At 37.2% G+C, this 1,852-nt stretch carries 1 protein-coding gene and 1 tRNA gene; one reads left to right on the top strand and one right to left on the bottom strand.

Annotated elements, in window-relative coordinates:
- Positions 1-9 precede the first annotated feature (9 nt).
- Positions 10-86: transfer RNA gene (locus JFC08_RS13550), tRNA-Asp, on the top strand.
- Positions 87-386: 300 nt separating this feature from the next.
- On the opposite strand, the gene JFC08_RS13545 is transcribed toward JFC08_RS13550, so the two are convergent.
- Complete coding sequence (locus tag JFC08_RS13545) at positions 387-1,682, bottom strand: McrC family protein (protein ID WP_227697798.1); 1,296 nt, start codon at positions 1,680-1,682, stop codon at positions 387-389.
- Between the last annotated feature and the right edge of the window lie 170 nt (positions 1,683-1,852).

Here is a 1,852-nt window from a genome sequence, read left to right as displayed (position 1 = left end):
ACGACCTAAGCAGCGGTAGTTCAGTTGGTTAGAATACCGGCCTGTCACGCCGGGGGTCGCGGGTTCGAGTCCCGTCCGCTGCGCCATATTTAAAACGAACTTAAACTGCAAAGTTTAAGCAAGTTTCGCCTCAAACATTAGCTTGTTTGAGGTTTTTTTGTGTCTGAAATTCCGCTTAAAGCCTTTATCCGTAAGGGTTGGTTATTCTGTCTTTATTAACTCCTAAGAAGTAATCTACTCTTTAATAATGTATTCTCTATAAGTCTGCGTGCATGTACTTTACCTTTTGAAAATCGGTGACCAAGTACTCAGTGACCAAACGGTGACCATTTTGTGACCAAGACTGTTAAAAGTTGGTTGTGGTAAACGATCCCGTTTGACATAGTTTATTCAGCTGTTTGATTTTTCAAAACAGGAACAGAGATTGGCACCTTATAGAATTTAGTAAAGCCTTTAATCGATTTGCCAGCGGTTAAACTGTTTGGTAGCTTATCGCCCTCATCTTGATCAGTGTAGATAACGACACAACTGACAACACTTGAAGATTGCTCCTCTACCGTATGGTAGCCTAGCTTATCTAATATACCTACGTCTCTTGCATAACCACTTATCTGTCTAATATCCTTAATAATAAAAGTATTAACGTTTTTATCTTCTTGATATATAGGTCGATACTTTGCATCGATAATAATCGGCTCTATGTCGTCAACTAATAGGTAGTCTGGTTCTCCGTAAGTTCCTTCCGCTTGGTATAATATCTTATCCCCATATTTATCTTTAAGAAGTCCCAATATGTATAGCTCAAAGAGCTTTGACATATCAATCCAGAACGGCGGTACTAATATCTTTTCAACGGTACTATGTTGGATTTCACTGATATGATAACCAAAGCGCTTAAGAATGATCTTAGAGAGTTTTAAGGCTTCCTGATACTCTTTATAAAAGGAGTTACGCTTGACTGCTTTAAGCTCATGTAAATTGACTTCATCACTGACACTTTCAAAAGTAGGTGTGCAATAGTCGATTAAATACTTCATTGATCCAAGGTATTCTGGGTATTGAGATAAATAACGTCTAACAAAGCTTAGCGTATGCTTTAAAACTCTATTTTCAATGCTATCCAAGCCAAATTCTTCATAACTACAAAAGGTGTTCGTCACTTTATTTCGAACTACATTCTTTTTGATATTATGAGCAATTAAGACTTTGCCTTTAATTCTGCTATTAAGATTGCGTTCGACTTTATAATAGGACTGCTTCAATCCTTTCTTTACCAAACTTTTGAGAATTTGAAGAAACTGCATGATTAGTAGTGGCGTTAATAAATCCATCTGCTGGTCAATTTCGATAAAAGGCTCGTTTAGCTTAATGTAGTATAGGTCTTTGGTATTCTTAGCAATACTACCATGCGTAAGACATGATTGAAGCATGCCAAGGTAATCAACTTCCTGAACACTATTATTAATCTTCGGTGCAACATAAATGGCTTGTTGATTCTTAACAAGCCAGTCTGCGCCTATAAAATATGACATTTTAAGCGAAAGACTTTCTCTGCCATAAAGAACCTGAATACAGCGCTCATTTTTCTTATTGTCTTGAAAAAATATATCTGAAACCTCTACACCCTCACAAGCCAAGTCTATCTGCTTGTGTTCGCGCACAGTTTCTAAGTGGTTTGACATTATTAGCTTAGACATGAAGGTTTTTGACTACCTCTCTAGCGCTATCTAATAAAACACCGTCCTTTATGTACTCGTATAGAATGGGTTTAATCTCATATTTCAGTTTTATAGAAAGTGAACCGCCCCGGGATTGTCGGAGACCTAATATTCTGAGAGAATACGACAATGAA

The sequence above is a fragment of the Psychrobacter cibarius genome (assembly GCF_016107535.1).
Lineage (GTDB): Bacteria > Pseudomonadota > Gammaproteobacteria > Pseudomonadales > Moraxellaceae > Psychrobacter > Psychrobacter cibarius.
This window is presented reverse-complemented; position numbering and strand designations above follow the sequence as displayed.